Origin of the sequence: endosymbiont of Riftia pachyptila (vent Ph05) (assembly GCF_000224455.1) — a bacterium.
GTDB lineage: Bacteria > Pseudomonadota > Gammaproteobacteria > Chromatiales > Chromatiaceae > Endoriftia > Endoriftia persephonae.
Genome location: NZ_AFOC01000018.1, coordinates 25,361 through 41,883, shown reverse-complemented (window position 1 = coordinate 41,883; position 16,523 = coordinate 25,361). Strand labels below are relative to the sequence as shown.

15 protein-coding genes are annotated in these 16,523 nt (G+C 60.0%); 8 read left to right on the top strand and 7 right to left on the bottom strand.

The annotated features are described in order from the left end of the window. Together RIFP1SYM_RS04520 and RIFP1SYM_RS04515 are read left to right on the top strand one after the other, a co-directional pair. A partial coding sequence (locus tag RIFP1SYM_RS04520; protein ID WP_039959718.1) for a DEAD/DEAH box helicase family protein occupies positions 1–2,447 on the top strand: 2,447 nt, incomplete at its 5' end. Between the two features lie 68 nt (positions 2,448–2,515). Beyond that, entirely contained in the window at positions 2,516–4,375 is a 1,860-nt protein-coding gene (locus tag RIFP1SYM_RS04515; protein WP_005959948.1) for a 3'-5' exonuclease, read from the top strand. A 121-nt stretch (positions 4,376–4,496) separates the two neighbouring features. Here the strand turns inward: RIFP1SYM_RS04515 and RIFP1SYM_RS04510 are convergent, their stop codons facing one another. The 3 genes from RIFP1SYM_RS04510 to RIFP1SYM_RS17335 all read right to left on the bottom strand — a co-directional run bounded on the left by RIFP1SYM_RS04510 (position 4,497) and on the right by RIFP1SYM_RS17335 (position 7,475). Then, positions 4,497–5,486 (bottom strand): endonuclease/exonuclease/phosphatase family protein, encoded by a 990-nt coding sequence (locus tag RIFP1SYM_RS04510; RefSeq protein WP_039959717.1) that lies wholly within the window; start codon positions 5,484–5,486, stop codon positions 4,497–4,499. 239 nt (positions 5,487–5,725) lie between these two features. Next, a complete protein-coding gene (locus tag RIFP1SYM_RS17340) occupies positions 5,726–6,565 on the bottom strand; it encodes a M1 aminopeptidase family protein (RefSeq protein ID WP_005959946.1) in 840 nt (279 codons plus the stop codon). Further along, the gene (locus RIFP1SYM_RS17335) at positions 6,531–7,475 is read right to left on the bottom strand and encodes a M1 aminopeptidase family protein (RefSeq protein WP_139042060.1); all 945 of its coding nucleotides are present in this window, start codon (positions 7,473–7,475) and stop codon (positions 6,531–6,533) included. Before RIFP1SYM_RS17335 ends, RIFP1SYM_RS17340 begins: the two co-directional genes overlap by 35 nt. A 267-nt stretch (positions 7,476–7,742) precedes the next feature. Between RIFP1SYM_RS17335 and RIFP1SYM_RS04500 the strand changes: the two genes are divergently transcribed. Genes RIFP1SYM_RS04500 through RIFP1SYM_RS04490 form a run of 4 tightly spaced genes read left to right on the top strand, consistent with a single transcriptional unit; the run spans position 7,743 to position 11,151 of the window. After that, positions 7,743–8,636, top strand: coding sequence for a ChaN family lipoprotein (locus RIFP1SYM_RS04500; RefSeq protein ID WP_240992013.1), 894 nt, complete (start codon positions 7,743–7,745; stop codon positions 8,634–8,636). Further along, on the top strand, positions 8,602–8,874 hold the full coding sequence (locus RIFP1SYM_RS17330; RefSeq protein ID WP_050798705.1) for a PDZ domain-containing protein: 273 nt from the start codon (positions 8,602–8,604) through the stop codon (positions 8,872–8,874). Before RIFP1SYM_RS04500 ends, RIFP1SYM_RS17330 begins: the two co-directional genes overlap by 35 nt. Before the next feature lie 31 nt (positions 8,875–8,905). After that, positions 8,906–10,255, top strand: a complete 1,350-nt coding sequence (trhP, locus tag RIFP1SYM_RS04495) for a prephenate-dependent tRNA uridine(34) hydroxylase TrhP (protein WP_005959941.1) — start codon at positions 8,906–8,908, stop codon at positions 10,253–10,255. Beyond that, positions 10,252–11,151, top strand: coding sequence for a polysaccharide deacetylase family protein (locus RIFP1SYM_RS04490; RefSeq protein ID WP_005959940.1), 900 nt, complete (start codon positions 10,252–10,254; stop codon positions 11,149–11,151). The genes trhP and RIFP1SYM_RS04490 overlap by 4 nt, the downstream gene beginning before the upstream one ends. A gap of 86 nt (positions 11,152–11,237) precedes the next feature. Here RIFP1SYM_RS04490 and RIFP1SYM_RS04485 read toward each other — a convergent pair whose 3' ends face one another. From RIFP1SYM_RS04485 to RIFP1SYM_RS04470, 4 genes are read right to left on the bottom strand one after another with little or no spacing between them, the layout of a single operon-like run. Continuing rightward, entirely contained in the window at positions 11,238–11,720 is a 483-nt protein-coding gene (locus RIFP1SYM_RS04485) for a cupin domain-containing protein (protein ID WP_005959939.1), read from the bottom strand. 29 nt (positions 11,721–11,749) lie between these two features. Next, positions 11,750–12,112: a permease gene (locus RIFP1SYM_RS04480; RefSeq protein WP_005959938.1), complete on the bottom strand. Its 363-nt coding sequence runs from the start codon at positions 12,110–12,112 to the stop codon at positions 11,750–11,752. Continuing rightward, the gene (locus tag RIFP1SYM_RS04475; protein ID WP_039959716.1) at positions 12,109–12,540 is read right to left on the bottom strand and encodes a DNA polymerase III subunit chi; all 432 of its coding nucleotides are present in this window, start codon (positions 12,538–12,540) and stop codon (positions 12,109–12,111) included. The genes RIFP1SYM_RS04480 and RIFP1SYM_RS04475 overlap by 4 nt, the downstream gene beginning before the upstream one ends. A 32-nt stretch (positions 12,541–12,572) precedes the next feature. Beyond that, entirely contained in the window at positions 12,573–14,072 is a 1,500-nt protein-coding gene (locus RIFP1SYM_RS04470; RefSeq protein WP_039959715.1) for a leucyl aminopeptidase, read from the bottom strand. A 176-nt stretch (positions 14,073–14,248) separates the two neighbouring features. Here RIFP1SYM_RS04470 and lptF point away from each other — a divergent pair, with 176 nt between their 5' ends. Further along, the gene (gene lptF / locus RIFP1SYM_RS04465) at positions 14,249–15,358 is read left to right on the top strand and encodes an LPS export ABC transporter permease LptF (RefSeq protein ID WP_005959935.1); all 1,110 of its coding nucleotides are present in this window, start codon (positions 14,249–14,251) and stop codon (positions 15,356–15,358) included. Beyond that, the gene (lptG, locus tag RIFP1SYM_RS04460; protein WP_005959934.1) at positions 15,355–16,419 is read left to right on the top strand and encodes an LPS export ABC transporter permease LptG; all 1,065 of its coding nucleotides are present in this window, start codon (positions 15,355–15,357) and stop codon (positions 16,417–16,419) included. Before lptF ends, lptG begins: the two co-directional genes overlap by 4 nt. The last annotated feature ends 104 nt before the right edge of the window (positions 16,420–16,523 follow it).

The window sequence follows — 16,523 nt, the reverse complement described above, 5'->3', positions numbered from 1 at the left end:
CGGCGGATTCGGCGAAGTTTCTGGAGATCATCGGCAAGTTTGAGTTGCTGTTCTCCGACTCGCGGGTGTTTCCACTCTGTCATGCCTGGATCGACGGCTATGCAGCACGGCGCAAGGTGTCATTGCAGATGGTCAGCGGTGAGCCGGAAGAGGAACCGCTGCCAGCCACGCCAACCGAGATCCAGGCCGAGGCGCTGCTGGCATTACAGGCCACCCGGAGTGCCGGTTATCGGCGCGGGTTGGTGGTGTTGGCCACTGGTCTGGGCAAGACTTGGCTGGCGGCCTTTGATGTGCAGCAGGTGAAGGCCAGGCGGGTGCTATTCGTTGCCCACCGGGAAGAGATTCTGATGCAGTCGGAAGCAACCTTCTCCCGCATTCACCTCGACGCGAGCATCGGTTACTACACCGGCAAGGCGAAGGAGGGGGAGGCAGATTTTGTCTTTGCCTCGGTCCAGACCCTGGGACGGGATGAACACCTGCAGCAGTTTGCGCCGGACTGCTTTGATTATCTCGTGGTGGATGAGTTTCATCATGCCGATTCCACTACCTATCGTCGCTTGATCAACTATTTCCAACCTCGTTTCATGCTCGGCCTGACGGCCACGCCGGAGCGCACAGATCAGGCGGATATCCTTTCGTTGTGTGATGACAATCTGGTGTTTGAGCGGAATTTCGTCGAGGGCATCAACGCAGATCTGCTGTGTCCGTTTCACTACCACGGCATCCATGACCAAGCCGTCGATTATACGGAGATCCCTTGGCGCAACGGGCGCTTTGATCCCAGTGATCTGAGCAACAAACTCGCGACCCGCGCCCGCGCCAAACATGCGCTTTCTGTGTGGCGGGAACTACGCCAGAGTCGCACCCTGGCATTCTGCGTCTCTCGTACTCACGCAGAGTTTATGGCCGACTATTTCTCTCGTGCGGGTATCCGAGCGGCGGCGGTGCACGCCAAGTCGGCAATGCCGCGTAATGCGGCATTAAAGCAACTGGAGGCTGGTAGTCTGGAGGTGATCTTCTCGGTCGATCTGTTCAACGAGGGCACCGACCTGCCCGCTATCGATACGGTGATGATGCTCAGACCGACGGAGTCGAAGATCCTGTTCCTGCAGCAGTTGGGACGCGGCCTGCGGCTGCATCCCGGCAAGGATCATCTGCGGGTACTGGATTTCATCGGTAATCACAAGGCGTTTCTGAACAAGCCGGAGTCCCTATTTGGAGTCTCCTCCCTGCGTGAATTTCTGCGGCGGCAACAGAATGGCAATCTGCCACTGCCCAAGGGCTGTTATGCCAACTATGAGTTGGGTGTGATCGACTTTCTAAACGAAGTGATCAAGACTCTGCCCAAAGGGATTGTTGATATCTACGAGCTGCTGAAGTCAGTGGAGCAGCGGCAGCCGAGTGCGGTTGAGATGTATCGTGCCGGGGTGAACTTTACACACATCAGGAGCAGATTTGGTTCATGGTTTGACTTGGTCGCAGATCGTGGAGGGCTGGACGAAGCACAGCAAAGGGTGCTGCAGCGCCATCGCCCCTACTTCCTTGAAGTCGAAAAGGCCGCCATGGCCAAGTCGTACAAAATGGTACTGCTGGAGGCGCTACTGGAGCTCGATGGCTTCATCCACCCGCAGACCACCCAGAATCTGGCGATCCGTTCCGCCGAGATTCTGTTGCATCGCCCGCCATTGATGAGGAAGGATTTGCCAGCACGTTTTCAGAATCTAGCCGCGGTTCTCGCTTCCAAATCTGGCCAATGGCTGACTTACTGGAACTCCAATCCAGTGAATGCCTTTGTGGGCGGCAATAAGAAACAGGGCAAGCCATTTTTTGAACTGGACGCGGATCGATTGAAGCCTAATTTTGAACTGACGGTCGAAGATCGTGATCTGTTCCACGCCATGGTCCAGGAGTTGGCGAACTACAAGCTGGCCATGTATATGGACCGGGAGCAGGAGGGCGCAAAAGCCAGCGAGGTAAAGACGCCAACTGCCTCTGTGGAGGCCGGTGTGGTCTGGGACGAGCTCCCACTCTTCCCCAGCCTCAAGATCGCCTGCGGCCATTTCAAAGACGCAGATGGCGAAAACGAGACCCTGGTGAAAATCCCCACGCACTATCGTGCCGATCCTTCCCGCCACTTCATCGCCCGCGCCTCGGGTAACTCCATGGACGGCGGCAAGAACCCGATCCGCGATGGCGATTATCTGTTGCTGGAGCTAGTCAGCGCCGACCAAGCTGGCTCGATCAGCAACCAGATCATGGCTGTAGAGCGACAGGATGCGAGCGGCGACGACCAATATGTCCTGCGAGTGGTGCGAAAACGCGGCGATGGTGACTACTATCTTCAGGCGAACAACCCCGACTATGCAGACTTTGATGCCACAGAGGGAATGCGCCCCTTTGCGCGTCTGCGTGGGGTGGTTGCACCGGGAGAAGTGGTAGAAGGATGAGCGGGAAGAAGGGGAGTTTCGAACTTCTGAATCATTGGGCACTGAAAATAAGAGGATAGCGGCAACCTATGGCAGAGATCATCCCCCCGCTGAACCGGCAACTCCTCGGTCGTATGACCTCCGGGGAAAAGCGCGTGGCACGGCGCCTACAGAATCTGCTGGAAGATGATTATCTGGTTTGGTACGACATTCCCGTTGGCAAGAAGCGTCGCTATCCCGATTTCATCATCTTACATCCTTCGCGGGGGTTGTTGTTTCTGGAGGTGAAGGACTGGAAGCCCGCGACCCTGAAGAAGATCAGCAAATCTGATGTGACTTTGCTGACAAACGCTGGTTTGGTTACCAAGCCACATCCTTTGGAACAGGCCCGGCAGTACACTTATAACGTGGTAGCGATGCTGTCGCACGACTCTCAACTCTGTCAGTCATCAGATGCCTATAAGGGCAATCTGATCATGCCTTATGGCTGGGGTGTTGTGTTCACCAATATCACCCGAAGGCAGATCGAGAAGGCAATCCCCGATGATATGCGCGAGGGGCTGTTGCCGGATCATCTGATGATCTACAAGGACGAGATCACCGAAAGCGCCGATGCCGAAAAATTCCAGGAACAGTTATGGGGAATGTTCCACTATCAGTTTGGCGGCACCCTAATCCTGCCGCAGATTGACCGCATCCGCTGGCACCTATTTCCTGAGATCCGTATTGATGACTGTGGCCAGGCTGACCTATTTACCGAAGGGGACGAGGAGTCGCAACCACTGGAACAGACCCTGCCCGATATCGTGAAGATCATGGATATCCAGCAGGAGCAGTTGGCGCGCAGCTTGGGCGAGGGGCACCGGGTGATCCACGGGGTGGCGGGTTCAGGCAAGACCTTAATCCTGGGTTATCGCTGTTTGCACTTGGCGCAGGTGATGAGCAAGCCGATCCTGGTACTTTGCTTCAACATTACCCTCGCAGCCAAATTGAGAGCCTTTATCTCTGCCAAGGGGATTGGCGGGCAGGTGCAGGTCTACCACTTCCATGATTGGTGTGGCCAGCAACTCAAGAGCTACCATGTGGAGCTGCTGGAGTCGGACAGGCCCTTCTGGGAGCGCGAGGTGGAGAGCGTGATCGACGCGGTCGACAAAGGATATATCCCCAGGGGGCAGTACGGTGCCCTGTTGATCGATGAAGGCCACGATTTTGAGGAGGAGTGGCTGAAGCTCGTGGTACAGATGGTCGACCCCGAAAGGAACTCCCTGTTGCTGCTCTACGACGATGCCCAGTCGATCTACAAAAAGGGCTCCGGCCTCGGTTTCAGTCTTTCCAGCGTGGGCATCCAGGCAAAAGGACGCACCACAATTTTACGCCTCAACTACCGCAATACTCGTGAGATTCTCCGCTTTGCTTACGCTTTCGCCAGCCACTACCTCGATCCGAAAAGTGCAGACGATGACCACATCCCCCTGATCGAGCCCGAGGCGGCAGGCAATAGTGGACCGGAGCCGGTGGTGCGCCGGTTCGACAGCCTGCCGGATGAGATCCACTACACGCTCAAGTGTCTGAAAAAATGGCATCAGCAGGGTGTACCCTGGCGCGATATGGCAGTGCTGTATGCTGCGGGGAACCAGGGACATGGGGTGGCGGCACAATTGCGGGTGGCCGACATCCCCCACGTCTGGCTGGGCAGCAAACAGTATAAGAGCACCTACGATCCGGGCGACGACCGGGTTACGGTACTGACCATTCATAGCAGTAAGGGGCTGGAGTTTCCCCGCGTCATCATGTTGGGGATCGGCCAGTTGGGTGACGAACAGGTGGGGCAACCACAGAACGCCCGCCTGCTCTATGTGGGTATGACACGGGCACAAGAGTGTCTGCTAGTGACGACCTCTGCGGATAGTCTCTTTAGCCGCAGGTTACTGGATGTGTCGGCGGCTTAGCATCTGGACGAGATACGCCATCTCGATACCCCCTGCGGTCGTTGCTGCCTTCCAAGTCGGATCGACTGCTACCACGGGTGGTTTCTTCAGCGGCCTTTTTAGCCAGGAACAGGGTCGATTCTTAATAGTCGAAGGCAGCAACAAACCCCGCATGATCCGATTCGGGAAATTTCCTGTCGCTACTGGCTGGCAGGCTCTCGTCATGCAGGTTTTCGTTGTGGATCTCGGTGCCCTGGAAGTGGGGCAGCAGGGACTGGGAGATCAGCATGTGGTCGAGCAGGTTGCCCTGGCCGTGATGGTAGTGGCTGAATCGTACCGAGTCGGGGATCGAGCGGCTGCAGGGTATCAGCACCCGTGAACGCAGCTCGGGGTTGTTGGTGTTCTCCACCCGCCCGGCGATCGCCTCCACTGGCACCTCGCCTGGCTCTGCGTTGAAATCGCCGCAGACCAGGATGTTGGCCGCCGGCTCCTGATCGAACAGCTTGTCGAGCAAGATTCTGGTCTCCAGGGCTTGTCCGACCCGCTTGATCGAGGAGAGGAAGTAGCCCTCGGCCCAGGCGGCTGCGCTCTTCCAGCCGTAGTAGCCTTCTGTCTGATTCGTGATTTTAGTTGCCAGGCGGGATTTCAGATGCAGATTGATCAGGTGCAGCTGGCCCAGTTCGGGCACCTCGATCTGTGCATGTAGGATCGGCCGTTCCCATCGTAGATCCCTGGCCTCTGGTTCGGGGGGTAGGGCAGTGACCTTGCGGTACTGCAGTTTGTCGATGTGGTCGTTGCGATATTGCTGGACCTGGGTGATCGGGAAACGCGACAGGATCACCAGGTTGCGCTTGTTATATGGAGCGTCGTCGCTGGTTCGGGTGAAGGCCCGCTCGTAGCCGGCGTAGTCGGTCCCCTCGAGCACTCGGTCGAGGGCGGAGAGGTTGCGTTTTGGATCATGCGCAGTGTGCCCTGGCAGCTCCTGTCCGTGTACCTCCTGCAGGCAGAGGATGTCGGCCTGCAGACGTTTCAGGCTACTCCTCAGGACCGGGATGCGCGCTTCCAGTTGCGGGTTGTGCTGATCCGGGTTGCCATCGAGGTTCTCGATGTTAAAGGTGGCAATTCTGATCATCTTGGTTCCTTCCAAAGTTGGTGGGTGTAGCGCAGCGGTAGGAGCCTACTTTGTGGGTCTGTTTTTCAATCGATCGAGCAACGCTGGCGGCCCTGCAGTGTGGTGCACAGCGGCATCGGGGGTGAGCATAACCGTTAGCGGTGAGTCTGTAACCTGCCACTGCCCCTTGAGGTGATTGTCTGGCGTGCTGCCGGTGAAACCGACGAAGCTGTAGCGGCCGTAGTGGGGCAGCTTGCGGGCTAGACCGGCCAGTGCCTTGCTATTGTCGCTGGCAACCCAGCCGATCGTGCCGCCTTGCGGAGTGGCGCAGGCCAGCGCAAGGCTGCTGCCGGCGCGGGGCAGGCGCTCTGACTGCAGCCGGATTGTGTTATCGCTGAGCTGCGCCTGTCCCGCTGGCAGCAGCGCCTTGAGCTGTGGCAGGAAGCGGTTGTGCCAGCCCAGCAGCCAGACAGGGCGATCCTTAGGCAGAGTGGTGAGTTGCTCGTCAGCAATGATCTCGATGTCGGGATAGCCCGCTGCCCACTGCTGTGCGAGCTGCCGGTAGGCAGATTTGACGACTGCGGGGCGTTGGCAGGAAGCACGATCAGAGCCTCCTCACTGCCGAACAGTTTGCTCAGGGTCTGTGGTGCCTCACCGGGTAGGATCTGGCGAAACAGGTCATACCAGGGATCCAGGTCGACCTGCACCGGTGGTTGCCTGAGCTTGAGCTCAAATGCTTGCTCACGCTGTTTCATCAGCAGCCGGGTGCGGCGTGAGCCGCCGTCGGCAAAATGGGTCAGGATAGGTGCCTCTAGGATGAAGAGCGGCTCTGGCTGGGTCTGGACAACCTTCCCCTGGAGAAGGTAGCTACCGTTCTTCTGAGAGCTGAGCTGTAGATCGCGCAGCTCAAGCCGCGGGGCACCGGTACGGCCGGTCCACTGCTCGAAAAACTCCCCCAGATCCCGCTTGCTGACACTCTCAAAGGCCTGTTTTAGCTCTTGGTATCCGGCCTGTTTAAAGCGGTTGTCGGTATAGAAGCGGCGCAGCCCTTCGATGAAGGAGTGGTCACCCAGGCTGCGTCGCAGCATGTGAAACAGCATCAGGCTCTTGTCGTAGCCGACCGCTTGGCTTGCCCCAGAGTGGCGGGAGCGGAACTGGCTGAGCGGGAAGTCGTTGCCGGAACGCACAAAGTCGGCATAGCGCAGCAGCCCCGCGCGGCGGTATTCGGCCCCTTTGCCGTGCAGCTCCTTGAGGGCGTGGTCGGCCAGATAGCTGGTTAGCCCTCGCTCCAGTTGCCGCCGGCATACTCCACATAGACGCCTTGCCCCACCAGTTGTGTAGGATCTCGTGGGGGTAGGAGGTGTGGATGATGAACGGCAGACGGATTACCCGCGGCCCAAGCAGGGTGAACGACGGCATGCCGTAGCCGCTCTCCCAGAAGTTCTCCACCAGGGCGAACTTGCGGTAGGGGTAGGGGCCGAGTAGCTCACTGTAGAGCGCCAGATAGCGATGCGTCGCCTCGAGATAGCGCTGTGCTAGCGCCGCGTTGGGCTGGCGCAGATAGACTTGGGCCTCAACACCCTGCGACTGCTCTCGGTAGAGCTGGAAAGGGGCGGCGATCAGGTAGATGTCGTCTTGCGGTTGGCTGGCCTGCCAGCGGATCTGCCTCTCTGCGTTGGTCTCAGGCCCGTCGCCCTGGCTCACCGCCAGCCAGCCGTCGGGCAGCTCCACCTGGAGGGAAAAGGTCTGCAGTTGATCGCCAAACAGTGGATACCAGGCGACCCCGTTGTCGAGGAAGACTCCGTCCTCGGAGATGGTGCCGCGCATCTGCTGGCGGGAACGCCCTGGGCTCTCCTGCAGCTGGCTGAAGTCGTGCACGATCTTCCCCGAATATTTGAGGGTGAAACGGCGCTGTTTCTCCGGCAGGCTGACCCGGTAGTGGGTCAGCGGCAGCTCGCCCTCTTGGCTGCTGAGCTGGGAGAGTGTCGCGCCGGGGGTTAGAATCTCCACCTGCAACGCCCCATGCAGGATGAATTCGGCGGCGAGCCTGCGGGCAGGGTGATCTGGTCTCTGACCTGCAGGCTGCCGCTTGCCGGATCGAGTTGGATCTCTATCTGATGGTCGATGATAGCGGCCTCAACCCAGCTGGCCGAGAACAGCAAGATAAGCAGGGAACAGAGATGTTTTTTCAAGGTCGGAGAGCCCATGTGGTGAGTCAGGCTTGGAAGATTACCGCGAAACTAAAGGGTTGCAACAGTCGAAGGACAAATGATGTTTATGAAGATGGTGAGAGTGCTGGTGTTCGGTTTGATAGTGATGAGCACTGCTTTGCAGGCACAGGAGAGCAGTGAGAGCGATCAGACAACCAGCGCCGGTGTGCTCGATCTGGCCGCTCTGGATGATATGACGGGGTTGCTGGAGAAGCTGCGGGATCGGCGCGTGGTGTTGGTCGGCGAGACCCACGACCGCTACGATCACCATCTGGCACAGCTGGAGGTGATCAAGGGGATGTATGCGCAGAACCCCGATATGGCGATCGGCCTGGAGTTTTTCCAGCAGCCGTTCCAGGCGGTGCTGGATCGTTTCATCGCTGGCGAGATTGACGAGCAGGGCCTGGTGCGGGAGAGCGAGTATTTTGAACGCTGGCGCTACGACTACCGCCTCTACCGACCAATCTTCCAGTTCGCGCGGGAGAAGGGCATCCCGCTGATCGCGCTCAATCTGGAGGCTGAGCTGACCGGCAAGGTCTCCAAAGGCGGCATAGAGAGCCTGAGCGAGGTGGATCGTAGCCGGATTCCACAGCAGATCGACCGCAGCGACGATGCTTACAAGGCTCGCCTGAATGAGATATTCCAGCATCACGCCCATCCCGAAAAGCGCAACTTCGACCACTTCTATGAGGTGCAGCTGTTGTGGGATGAGGGCATGGCCGAGTGCGCAGCTCGCTGGCTCAACGCGCATCCTGGCAGCCGCATGGTGGTGCTGGCGGGGGCCGGGCATATCATCTACGGCTCAGGCATCCCGAATCGTCTGAAGCGACGCATCGACGGCGATTTGGCGCTGGTGCTGCCGCTGGGTGAGGCGGGCGTCGATCCCACAATGGGCGACTACATGCTGGTGACCCGCAAGCAGACCCTTGCCGCGCAGTGGTCTGCTGGGTGTCTATCTTGATACCGAGGAGTCACCGGTCAGGATCAGCGGCTTCTCTGATGGCAGCGGCGCAGAGGCGGCGGGTGTGCAAGAGGACGACCGGCTGCTCAGTGTCGCCGGACAGCCGGTGGCGAGCTATGCCGATATCCGCTTTGTGCTGATGGAGCACAGCCCGGGAGAGCGGGTGCAGGTCGAGATTCAGCGGGACAATTTTTTTACCGGCACGATGACCCACTCATTGGAAGTGGAGTTGCATTGAGCCAGGAAGTCTGCCGATCTGGCGCTGTGCTATGCTGCGCCGCTTTATCGGCACGACCCTTTTATCCATGAAGCGACCTGAACTACTCTCCCCGGCGGGGACCATCAAGAACCAGCGCTACGCCTTCGCCTATGGCGCTGATGCGGTTTACGCTGGCCTGCCGCGCTACAGCCTGCGGGTGCGCAACAACGACTTCCGCCCGGAGAATCTGCAGATCGGCATCGACGAGGCTCACGCGTTGGGCAAGCAGTTCTTTCTCGCCGCCAATATCATGCCTCACGGCGCCAAGCTGAAGACCTTCATCGACGACATGGAACCGGTGGTGGCGATGGGGCCAGATGCGCTGATCATGTCCGACCCCGGCTTGATCCTGCTGGTGCGCGAGCGCTGGCCAGAGATGCCGATCCACCTCTCGGTGCAGGCCAACACCATGAATGCAGCGGCGGTGCGCTTCTGGCAGCAGCAGGGGCTGAGCCGGGTGATCCTCTCCCGGGAGCTGTCGCTGGAGGATGTGGCGGAGATCCGCCAGGCGTGCCCCGAGATGGAAATCGAGGTCTTCGTGCATGGCGCGCTCTGCATCGCCTACTCTGGGCGCTGTCTGCTTTCCGGCTACTTCAACCACCGCGATGCCAACCAGGGCACCTGTACCAACGCCTGTCGCTGGGAGTATGGGGTGGGCCAGCCGGTGGCCGCGCCGAGCCTCTCCGATACTAGCCAGCCGCGTCACCCGTCGGCGGATGGCATCTACTATCTGGAGGAGCCGGGCCGCCCCGGCGAGCTGATGCCGGTGTTCGAGGATGAACACGGCACCTACATCATGAACTCCAGGGATCTGCGTGCGGTGGAGCACGTGCAGCGGCTGGTGGAGATCGGTATCGACTGCCTGAAGATCGAGGGGCGCACCAAGTCCCACTACTACACCGCCCGCACTACCCAAGTCTACCGTCAGGCGATCGATGACGCCGTCGCTGGCCGCCCATTCCGCCCTGAGCTGATGGCCGATCTGGAGAGTCTCGCCAACCGTGGCTACACTGACGGCTTCTACCAGCGCCATGAGAGCCAGGAGCTGCAGAACTACCGCTTCGGCAGCTCCCAGACAACGCGCCAGCAGTTTGTCGCCGAGGTGATCGGAGGGGCGACTGATGGTTGGGTCGAGCTCGACATCAAAAATAAACTGCGACTGGGGGATGAGGTGGAGTTGCTCACCCCGCAGGGTAACCAGCGGTTTCGACTCGAGGAGATGACCGACCTGGATGGTGGGCCGATGCAGGAAGCGCCGGGGGGTGGTTACAAGGTGCGGGTACAGCTGCCGCTGGAGGCGGGGCAGGGGGCCGAGCTGGGCCTGCTCTGCCGGTTTCTCGATCAGGAGAGCCGTGCATGAAGATTGGCCTGAGAGTCGAGGTGGCGACCCTGCAGGGCGCGCTGGAGGGTGTGCCACGCCTGCTTAAGTTATTCGATGAGTATCAGCTGCGAGCCAGTTTCTTTTTCTCACTGGGCGCCGACCGTGCGAGTGTTGGAGGGGGTCGGTGGTTCAACCCGCAACAATGGGGGTATCGGCGACGTACCTCCCCGCTCGACCTGCCCAAGGTCGGTTTGGCCCGGCTGTTTACGTCCCCGCCGGTGATTGCCAACAGGGCAGCGGATCTGATCCGTTCTGTCTCTGCGGCGGGGCATGAGGTGGGTATCGCCTGTGATGACCGCTTGGCGTGGCTGGCGGATGCCGCCGATGCGGATGCTGGCTGGACCCGGCAGCAGATGGATCGTGCCGCCAAGGTGTTGCGAGACATCACGGGTGAGGCGGCACAGATCAGCGCCGCGCCGGGCTGGCAGCTCAATCCCCATCTGCTGGCGTGGCAAGCCGGGCAGGGCTTGCGCTTTGCCAGTGACACGCGGGGCCGCTCGGCCTTCCTGCCGGTGCTGCAGGGGGTGGAGAGCGGGGTTGTGCAGCTGCCCACCACCCTGCCGACCGCCGATGAGTTGATTGGCCAGCCCGGCATCAGTCTGGATAATCTGCACGAGTTCATCTTCTCCGAGAGTCGTCACCTGCTGCCCAATGGGCACATCTATTCGTTGCGGGCCGAGTGCGAGGGGCTGAGCCAGCTGTCGCTGATGGAGAAGCTGCTGGTGATGTGGAAAGGCTCTAGTGATGAACCCCTGACGCTGGGGGAGCTCTATGATGCCCTCGATCGGGAAAAGCTGCCGCGCCATCAGGTCGGCTGGGGTGAGGTGACGGGGCGGCCCGGCTATCTGGCGATGCAGAGTCTGCCGCTGGAGTGATCTCGAAATGGGCCTGTAGGAGCGCCGCTAGCGGCGCGATGCTGGGGGTGCCAGCGGATGCTTGCTTCGCACTGCAAGCAGTGCTCCTACGCTTTGATCAGGTGGCGGACCTGTTCCCACAAGTCAGGGAAGCGCTGCCGGATCGCCTCGGCTCGGGCCAGCTCCATGTCGGCATAGTCGAAGCCGGGGGAGACCGCCTCGCTGATCAGGGCGAACTCGCCATCGATCAACTCCGATGCTTTCCAGCAACCACCTTCGACGATTAGCTGCGGTGTTTGACCAGCGCTGACCTCTGTACCCATGATTCGCTGCTCAAGCCGGCCATCCGGCTGGATGAGGGTGTAGCGCAGAGGTGCACCGGCGTGGAAGTAGTGGAGGATGTTGGAGCGATTGCGGTGCAGATGCCCGACAGGGGCGTCGTCGGTGAGCAGGTAGTAGATTGAAGTGAGACGGTGGCGCGGGCCGTTGGGGGTCTGGATCTCACCGGCTGACTGGTAGCTGCGGCGGAAGTAACCACCCTCCAGATGAGGCTCCAGACCGAGGGCGTCGATGATCTCCTGTTTTTTCACGCTGGTCCTGGCTCTGGGGGTCCGGCGAGTCAGATTTTCTCGTCCTCTTCTGGACGACTGAACTGCTCCTCCATCTTCTCTTCGATTAGCTCGCGCAGGCGCTGTTCCAGATTTGTGTCGAGCTCTTCGTGGAGGATGCGTCGCGCCTCTTCCAGCGCCATGTCGATCGACTCGTCGATGGCATTCTGCACAATCGGGCGCAACTCCCGGATCAGCTGTGATGTGACTCCCTCGCGAATGATAGCGACCAGGGTGGGGTTGCCGGGCAGCCCCAGCGGCCCCGCCTCTTCGGCGGCGGTAGCTTTCTGCTCCAGCCGGGGCGGCTCGGTGGGGAGTGTCTCCGGCTCCACCACATCGCTCAGCAGGGGAATATCCTGGTTCTGGTCGTTCATAAGTCGATATTATGGGTGTTCATGGGGTAGCCCCGATCGCGGTAGAAGCGAAATCGCTCCCGGCCACTGCGTTTTACTTCGGGTTCGCGGTCGATCAGCTCGGCAACCCGTGAAAAGCGGCTGAAGAAGTTGGGCACCTCGGGTGCCAGGTTAATCAGCACATCCTGCTCTTCGCCGGCATCGCCGCTGCTGCCGATGATTACCGGCGTGGTGGTGGCATCGGCGCTGCCGAGCAGGCCGTGGGGGATGAAGCTGCCTTGGCGGAAGGTCCAAAGCAGGCGTTCCATGTGGCGTGCCTCGTCGGCTGAAACGGTGTGGATAAAAACCCGGCGCCCCTGATGGTAGATCTTCTCGGTTAGCCGGCAGGCGAGGCTGTAGCGGTTGATGCGCGCCTTGTCGTCGAGGATGTAGAAGTCAACCTGGGTCATGGGCGTGGCCGGATTGGGCAATGCTGCTGTTGTCAGTCACTCAGTTTACACCGGTTGAGCAGAAACTGGCTCAACAGGGGGACCGGGCGACCGGTGGCGCCTTTTTTGGCGCCGCTCAGCCAGGCAGTTCCGGCGATGTCGAGGTGGGCCCACTTGAGTTTTTTGGTGAAGCGCGAGAGAAAGCAGGCGGCGGTGATGGTGCCCGCCTCTTTTCCGCCGATATTGGCCATGTCGGCAAAGTTGCTGTCGAGCTGTGGCTGGTAGTCGTCCCACAGTGGCAGCCGCCAAGCGCGGTCACCGCTATGGGTGCCGGCGGCCAGCACCTCGTCGGCCAGGGCATCGTTGTTGGCCAGCAGTCCTGAGGTGTGTTTGCCCAGGGCAACGATGCAGGCGCCGGTGAGGGTGGCGATGTCGATAATCACCGCCGGCTTGAAGCGTTCGCAGTAAGTGAGGGCGTCGCACAGGATCAGTCTTCCCTCAGCGTCGGTATTGAGCACCTCGATGGTCTGGCCCGACATGCTGGTGACGATGTCGCCGGGTTTGTTGGCGTCGCCGTCGGGCAGGTTCTCGGAGGCCGGCACCACGCCGATTACGTTCAGCGGCAGCTCCATCTCAGCACAGGCTTGCAGGGTGCCGATGACGCTGGCGCCGCCGCACATGTCGTACTTCATCTCATCCATCGCGGCGGCAGGCTTGAGGGAGATGCCGCCGGCGTCGAAGGTGAGCCCTTTGCCGACCAGCACCACCGGCTTGCTGCCGCTCTTGCCGCCCTTATATTCGATGATGATCAGCTTGGCTGGCTGGCGGCTGCCGCGGCTGACCGAGAGCAGCGCTCCCATGCCGAGCGCTTCCATGCGTTTCTCTTCGAGGATCTGCACCTTCAGCTTGGTATTGCCGCGCCCCAGTTTTTGGGCCTGCGCGGCGAGGTGGCTGGGGGTGCAGATGTTGCCGGGGAGGTTCGCCAGATCTTTGGCAAGGGTCATGCCGTTGGCGATGGCTTGGCCGTGGGCCAGGGCCCGCTGGGCTTTTTTGGTGTAGCGCCGGTCGTTGAGGAAGAGGGTGAGGCGTTTCAGCGGGCGGGGGTTCTTTTTGGCGTCGCTTTTGAGTTGGTCGAAGTGGTAGAGGGCCTCCTCTGCAGCGATCACCCCATCGCGCACCGCCTGGTAGAGCGAGGCGTCGTTGAGTGTCAGGTCGCTCAGGCAGCAGATGGCGTTGCTGGCCTGTCCCTTGTCGAGGGTTTTGACCACACCGCTGATCGTCTTGCGGTAGGCCTTCAGGTCGAACTCCCGAGCCTTGCCGAGTCCCACCAACAGCAGACGCTCCGCTTGGATACCGGGTACATCAAACAGCATCAGTTGCTGGCTGGCGTCGCCATCCATCTCGCCCCGTTTCAGCAGCTGGCTGAGATAGCCTTTGCTGGCTTTGTCGATCAGCTTCGCCGGTGGGGTGAGTTGGCGCCGTGAGTGCACCCCGATCACCAGGCAGGCGGTACGCTGTTTGGTGGGGTCTCCCGATTTAATGCTGTATTCCATTCGGATCAGGCCTCTATTTGTTCGTCTTCTGCTCATATCCTGCGGAGGAATCCGGTAGGATAGGCGGCTTGGGGAGCCTCTGGTCTACCCCCTTGAGCATATTGCCCGCGGGGCCAATCCCGGAAAGCCAATATGACGCGTAGTCTACCGAATCATTACCGTTTTACCATCGCCCTGTGATTTCCCGAATCGACCGCTATCTGCTGCTGGAGGTGTTCAAGGCGCTGTTTGCGATCCTGCTGGTGCTGCTGTTGATTATGCTCAGCCAGAGTTTTGTCGCCTTTCTCAAGCAGGTGGCAGTGGGCGAGTTTAATCAGGATGTGGTGTTTAAGCTGCTCGGTCTGCAGATGGTGCGTTTTCAGGCACGGCTGATTCCACCGGCCTTTTTCTTTGCTGTGCTCTATGCGGTGGGACGCATGCATCGGGATAGCGAGATGATCGCGCTGCAGGCCTGCGGTGTGGGTGGCTGGCGGGTGTTTCGACCGATCCTGATGGCGGCGGTGCCGATGGCGCTGCTGGTGGCTTGGTTGTCGATGGTGGTGGAACCTTGGGGGACTCGTCTGAAGGCGGAGATTATTGCGGCCCAAAAAGGGCAGACGAGCGCCCTGGCGGGGGTCTCTCCGGGGCGTTTCAATGAGTACAGTCGTGGCAACCTGGTGTTCTATGTGGAGTCATTTTCTGCAGATGGTCGCCGCATGCACAAGATCTTTGCGCAGCACCGCCATAACGGCAATCTTGATGTGATCAGCGCGGCTGAAGGCTATCAACGGGTGGATCCAGAGAGCGGTTTCCGCTATCTGGTGCTGGAGAAGGGCTTTCGCTACCAGGGAGAGCCTGGGCAGGCCGATTACACCGTGAGTGAATTTGCCTCTTATGCTCTGCGTATCGGTGAGGCACCGCCGGCGGTGGGCGTCCGCTCCCGCAGCAGTCTGCCAACGCTGATGTTGCTGGCAGCAGATGAGATTCGTTTTCGTGCCGAATTCCAAAAGCGACTGGCGCCGGTGCTGGCGGTGTTGGTATTTACTCTACTGAGTCTGCCGCTGAGCCGTTCTCTGCCCAGGCAAGGTCCGTCCGGACGGATCCTGCTGGCATTTCTGATCTATGCGCTCTACCTGAGCCTGCAGGGAGCCTCACAAAACTGGATGGTGGATGGCAAGATCCCTAGCTGGCTCGGCATGTGGTGGGTGCACGTCTGCACCGCGCTGCTGGCGCTGGCACTGATGCTGCCGGAGCAGGTTTGGTATCGACGTTGGTGGCGGCGTCTCAGGGGACGTAAGACAGGATGAATCTGCTCGATCGCTACATCGGCCGTGCGGTCGCTTTCGGTATGCTGCTGACACTCAGCCTGGTGTTGGTGCTGATCGCCTTCTTCTCCTTGGTCAATGAGCTCGAGGAGGTGGGCAAGGGAGCCTATACCACCGCCATGGCGTTCAGCTATGTGGGGCTGATCCTGCCGCGTTTTGCCTATGAGGTATTTCCGGTTGCCACCCTGCTTGGCAGTCTGATCGGGTTGGGGTCACTGGCCAGCAGTTCTGAACTGGTCGCGATGCGGGCGGCTGGGGTATCAGTGTCGCGTATCGTCGGCTCGGTGCTGAAGACCGGTCTGGTGTTGCTGGTGGTGGTGGTGGCGGTGGGCGAGATGCTGGCACCGTTGAGCGAGCAACGAGCCCAGCGCATGAAGATGGAAGCGTTGTCGAGCCAGGTCGCGCTGCAGACGCGCTATGGTTTCTGGTCCCGGGATGGGGATACTTATATCAATATCCGCGCTTTTCTGCCAGATTCGAGTCTCGCTGATGTCTATATTTATGAGTACGACCCGGACCACTCGATGCGGCGCATCACCCATGCCAGACGGGCGGTGCTGATCGATGGAGAGTGGGAGTTGCAGGATCTGGCGCAGAGTGACTTCTGGGAGCAGAAGATCTTCAGCCGGAAGCTGGCGGGGCTGCGCTGGCCCGGGCTGTTGGAGCCGGAGTTGTTGGATGTGGTGACGGTGCAACCCCATATGCTGCCGGCCTGGGATCTCTGGGCCTATGTGGCGTTTCTCAAGCAGAACGGCCTGAGTGCGGCCCAGTATGAGGTGGCGTTCTGGAGCAAGCTGGTGGTGCCGCTAGTGACGCTGGTGATGCTGTTTCTCAGCATCCCGTTCGTGTTTGGCCCGCTGCGCAGTGTCGGGATTGGTCAGCGGGTTTTTACTGGCGCGGTGGTCGGTACGCTGTTCTTCATGTTTAACCGAGTCTTCACTTACCTTGGCGTAGTCTACGAGTTCAATGCCCTGTTTACCGCGGCCTTTCCCACGCTGTTGTTCCTGTTGGTGGCGCTGTTGTTTTTCCGCCGCGTCACCTGAGTCTGGCGTACTGGCTGTTTCTTTCATCCCTTCGTGCGAGTTGGTGCCCGGATAAAGAAAGTGCATCCCTAACCGATATAGGTTAGCAGGGTTGGAATGCATGT